The sequence below is a fragment of the Stenotrophomonas sp. HMWF003 genome (assembly GCF_003061285.1).
Lineage (GTDB): Bacteria > Pseudomonadota > Gammaproteobacteria > Xanthomonadales > Xanthomonadaceae > Stenotrophomonas > Stenotrophomonas maltophilia_AP.
This window is the reverse complement of sequence record NZ_QAIW01000344.1, coordinates 7,528-11,607: the sequence shown is the minus strand read 5'-3', so window position 1 is coordinate 11,607 and position 4,080 is coordinate 7,528. Positions and strand designations below refer to the sequence as shown.

Sequence of the window (4,080 nt, the reverse complement as noted above, 5' to 3'; positions counted from 1 at the left end):
CGTGCGTGACGAAGGCCTGCGGCGGGTCGATGACGAGGTATAGATCGGCCTGGCATGCCGGGCACACGCCCGACAGTTCGCCTTCCAGCACCCCGGCCAGCGCGCGCGACCAGACCCGTTCACCACCGAAGGCCAGGCGGGCCTGCAGCAGGTGCAGGAACGACGCCTCGGGCAGGTCATCCCGGGCAACCTCGCGCAGGGTCTGCGCGGTGCAGTGCTGCAGCAGCGGCAGCAGCTGCGGATGGCCCGGCACCTGCACCGGCACGCTGTCGGCATGGCTGACGATGGCACCGGCCAGCACCAACGGCTCGATCCGCTGCGCCGGCACCGCCTTCAGCGCGGCACGCAGCAGATAGGGTAGCGCCTGCAGGCTGGCCGAATACACCGTGGATTGGTGGCACAGGTGTGACCACAGCACATCCCAGTCCGCCTCGCCGGTGCCCGCATCCAGTTCCTCGAGCATCGCGCCCACGGTAGCGGCGCTGCCATAGGCATCATCGAGTGCGTTCCAATCGGGCATTGCCGTGCTCCAGCGTGTGCAGATGTAGCCCGACAGTGTGCGATGGTCAGCGTGTTCGCCGCCACTGCAACGGGCTGATCCCCATTTCTACCCGGAACATGTAGTTGAACGCGGACGCCGATGCATAGCCCAGCTCGTGCGCGATCAGGGTGGGCGAACGCCCCTGCGCCAGCCATTCGATCGCACGCAGCAGGCGCAGCCGCGTACGCCACGCGCGCAGGGTCATGCCGGTCTCACGCTCGAAGTGCCGCGCCAGCGTGCGTGTCGATGCGCCCAGCCGGGTGGCCCAGTACGCCATGTCGCGCTCGTCGCCGGGGTGGTCGTGCAGGGTCTGGCACCAGCGCTGCAGGCGCGCATCCTGCGGCCACGGCAGGTGCAGCGTGTGGCGCGGCTGGCGGCGCAGTTGGGTGCTGATCAGGCGGCACAGCGTGAGGTAGTAGTCCGGATCGTGGTCGGCCGTGGTGCGGTCCAGTTCCACGATCAGTTCGCGCAGCAATGCGGACACCTCCAGCACCACGCACTGGTCGGGCATGCCCAGCGCCGCGTCGTCGGCCACGTAGAGGTTGCGGAAGGCCGCCGTGCCGAGTGCGCCGGTGTGGTGCAGCGTGCCGGTGGGCACCCAGAGCGCCTGCTGCGGGGTGATCACATGCCGCGCGTTCGCGGCACTGACCTGCAACACGCCGTCGGTGGCGAACACCAGTTGGTTCCAGGGATGGGCGTGCGGCGGGAAGCGCTCGCCGGCGGCCAGCTGCTGGCTGCGCGCCACCACCGGCCACGGCAGCCGCCGCAGCGCCGGGACCGGCACTTCGCGCCAGGACGCCACCCGCGTGGGCGGCCGGGATTGTCGCTTGGTCGACATCATGGGTCATTCTATCGAAAGACAGTCAGCCGCCGTGTGCCGAGGATGGGCCAATCCCCTTCTGCCTGCCGCCATGACTGTCCTCGCCCCTGCTGCGCCCGCACGTCGTCCCTGGCAGGTCATCGGTGCCGGCATCTGCGCGCTGGTGCTTACCGTGGGCCTGGCCCGCTTCGCCTATACCCCGCTACTGCCGCTGATGCGGGTGGACGCCGGCTTGAGCGCCGCCCAGGGCGGCTGGCTGGCCACCTTCAACTACCTGGGCTACCTGCTGGGCACGCTGCTGGTGGCGAGGGTGGGCGACATGCGGCAGAAGTTCCACTTCTACCGGGTGGGCCTGGTGCTGGCGGTGCTGGCCACGGGGCTGATGGGGCTCACCACCACGCCGTGGCTGTGGGGTGTGCTGCGTTTCGTCGCGGGCCTGTCCAGCACGGCCGGGCTGCTGCTGGCTTCGGGACTGGTGCTGAACTGGTTGCTGGCACAGGGCCTGCGCCCGCGGCTGGGCCTGCATTTTGCCGGGCTGGGGCTGGGCATCGTGGTATCCGGGCTGGCCACCGCCGCGCTGGCCGGGCAGGCCAGCTCCAGTGACCAATGGATGTGGCTGGCTGCCCTGGGGCTGCTGGTCCTGGTGCCGGCCTGGGCGTGGATGCCTGCGCCGGGGACCGCACCGGCCCAGGCCACGGGCGCGGTGCCTGCCCCGCCCGGACGGCGCTGGCGCCATCTGCTGGTTGCCGCCTACTTCTGCGCCGGCGTCGGCTTCGTGGTCAGCGCCACCTTCATCGTGGCCATCCTGGAACAGACCCCTGCGTTTGGCGGCCATGGCAGCGCGGTATGGGTGCTGGTCGGGCTCGCCGCGGTGCCCTCCACCTTCGCCTGGGACCGGCTGGCGGCGCGGATGGGGCTGATCCGCGCGCTGATGCTGGCCTTCGCGCTGCAGGCCGTCTCGTTCGTGCTGCCGCTGCTGGATGATGGGCTGCTGGCCGGGCTGGGCAGCGCCGTGCTGTTCGGCCTTACGTTCGCCGGCATCGTCAGCCTCACCCTCACCGTGGTCGGCCGCCATTACCCACGCAACCCCGCCAAGGCGATGGCCAACCTGACCCTGAGCTACGGCGTGGCGCAGATCCTGGCCCCGGCACTGGCCGGCACCCTCGCCCGCGACAGTGGCTCCTACCAGGCATCGCTGCTGCTGGCCGCGGTGATCATGGTCATCGGCATCGTGCTGCTGTGGTGCATGCCCGACGACACGCACTGACTGCGCGCAGCGCGCCAGGTGCGGACTGAACCGATGTTCATGCGCACGGCGGCCGCGCATGACCACGCCAGATCAAGCACTTGCAGGCCTTCGCGCGAGGCCTGGCAACAAATGTGAAATTTTTTTCGCGAAACGCTTGCCGAACCCTGCATACCTCCGTATTATTCGCGTCCTCGCCAGCGGCAACGCAGCGATGAAGTGGCCGAGTAGCTCAGTTGGTAGAGCAGGGGATTGAAAATCCCCGTGTCGGCGGTTCGATTCCGTCCTCGGCCACCATGATTCAAGAAGAGCTCGCAGAAATGCGGGCTCTTTTTCTTTGTGCGGTTGTACGGAATCTGCACGGATCCCTTTCCTGCGAGGACGCAGATGCACGCGCGCGACTGGATGATCGAATTGAGGACGCACCTGCACGATGCCGGCTGGACCGTAAGCAACACGGCCGAGCTGTTCGAGATCGTCTGCAAGGAAATCGAGTGGGACCTGGTGCATGAGTGGTCGGCGAAAACGGACATGCTGGTGTTCTGGCTGCCGTCGCACCCGGGCGACGTGAATACAGTGGCAGACCTCCTCTACGTCACCCGCGCGAGCGACGGCGCGCGCCTGGACTTCAGATCGGATGACGTGCGCTGGCAGGCAACCATGAAAGCCTTCGTCCGCAGCCTTTAGATCGAACTGCGCGGGGCTCAAACGTAACGTGTCAGAAGCGATGTCCGCAGTGCGCGTATCGCCGCCAGCCCAATGGGGCCGATAGGTCCGCCTGGCCGTCGCGTCTCTCAAGGTGCCGTTCGGGCGCACGCGCAAATGACAGAAACTTCACACCTTGCCCCTGCCCTGCCCCTAAGCTCGGTCGACCGTTCCGGAGTGCCGTCGATGCGCCTGCTCAGCCCGTGGCTTGCCCTGCTTCTCCTGTCTGCAGCCACGTCGCTGTGGGCGGCCGAACCCGTGCGCTCGGTGCCCGCCCTGGACATGGGCCGTTACGCCGGCCAGTGGCATGAGATCGCCCATCTGCCGGTGTCGTTCCAGAAGAAATGCGTGGGCGACATCACGGCCACCTACGCGTTGCGCGGTGACGGTCGCATCAGCGTGCACAACGCGTGCCGCACCGCCGATGGCGAGCGCATCGCGGCCGAAGGCGTGGCACGCCCGGTCGAGGGCGCGCCGGGCCAACTGCAGGTGCGCTTCGTGCCCGACTGGCTGGCCTGGGTGCCGCTGGTGTGGGCCGACTACTGGGTGATCGCACTGGATCCGGACTACCAGTGGGCACTGGTGGGCGACCCGGCGCGCAAGTACCTGTGGATCCTGTCGCGCTCGCCGCGCATGGACACCACGCAGTTCGACAGCATCAAGGCCAAGGCCGAAGCCATGGGCTACGACCTGGCCCCGTTGAAAGTGATGGCGCCGCTGGATTGAGCGGCGCCGTGCCTGCCTAATCCTTCGCGCGCACGCGGTAGT

The 4,080-nt window shown here is 68.2% G+C and carries 4 protein-coding genes, 1 tRNA gene and 1 pseudogene; 4 read left to right on the top strand and 2 right to left on the bottom strand.

Annotated features, from left to right (window positions below; translation table 11 throughout):
* Nucleotides 1-520 (bottom strand): annotated as a pseudogene (locus DBR34_RS13850) (hypothetical protein); the annotation flags it as partial.
* 46 nt (nucleotides 521-566) lie between these two features.
* Nucleotides 567-1,379 carry a helix-turn-helix transcriptional regulator gene (locus tag DBR34_RS13845; protein ID WP_128097222.1) on the bottom strand — a complete coding sequence of 271 codons (813 nt, stop codon included), beginning with the start codon at nucleotides 1,377-1,379 and terminating at the stop codon, nucleotides 567-569.
* A 73-nt stretch (nucleotides 1,380-1,452) separates the two neighbouring features.
* On the opposite strand from DBR34_RS13845, the gene DBR34_RS13840 reads away from it, so the two are divergent.
* The 4 genes from DBR34_RS13840 (at nucleotide 1,453) to DBR34_RS13825 (ending at nucleotide 4,038) form a co-directional block, all read left to right on the top strand.
* Nucleotides 1,453-2,628 (top strand): YbfB/YjiJ family MFS transporter, encoded by a 1,176-nt coding sequence (locus DBR34_RS13840; protein WP_128097221.1) that lies wholly within the window; start codon nucleotides 1,453-1,455, stop codon nucleotides 2,626-2,628.
* Nucleotides 2,629-2,828: 200 nt separating this feature from the next.
* Nucleotides 2,829-2,904, top strand: a tRNA-Phe gene (locus tag DBR34_RS13835).
* A gap of 90 nt (nucleotides 2,905-2,994) precedes the next feature.
* Entirely contained in the window at nucleotides 2,995-3,294 is a 300-nt protein-coding gene (locus tag DBR34_RS13830; protein WP_128097220.1) for a hypothetical protein, read from the top strand.
* Nucleotides 3,295-3,498: 204 nt separating this feature from the next.
* A complete protein-coding gene (locus DBR34_RS13825; RefSeq protein ID WP_128097219.1) occupies nucleotides 3,499-4,038 on the top strand; it encodes a lipocalin family protein in 540 nt (179 codons plus the stop codon).
* Nucleotides 4,039-4,080 lie beyond the last annotated feature (42 nt).